The 265-nt window shown below is 67.5% G+C and carries 1 protein-coding gene; it reads right to left on the bottom strand.

Annotated features, from left to right (window positions below):
- A partial coding sequence (locus FLQ44_RS10030; protein WP_147694286.1) for a GH36-type glycosyl hydrolase domain-containing protein occupies positions 1-265 on the bottom strand: 265 nt, incomplete at both ends.

Below are 265 nucleotides of genomic sequence, written 5' to 3'. Positions count from 1 at the left end.
CCCGGTTCATGCCGTCGTTCCAGTCGCCGCTGCCGATCAGCGGCAGGCCGCGTGCGCCGAGCAGGCCCATGCCGCGCTTCAGCGCGCGTACGCAGTGTTCGTACAGCGGCTGTCGCAGCGCCGAGACCAGTGGCAGGTCGTAGTAGGACTCCTCGTCGGCGGTCAGTGCACGGCCCTCAAGGTAGCCAACCGGTTCGTCGAGCACACTGAAGTCGGCGGTCACCGTGAGGTAGCGGCTGGTTGCCAGCGGCAGCCAAAGGTAGTC

It is taken from the genome of Vogesella mureinivorans (assembly GCF_007644035.1).
GTDB classification, from domain to species: domain Bacteria; phylum Pseudomonadota; class Gammaproteobacteria; order Burkholderiales; family Chromobacteriaceae; genus Vogesella; species Vogesella mureinivorans.
Note: the sequence above shows the minus strand (reverse complement) of the source record. Positions and strands in the feature narration are given on the sequence as shown.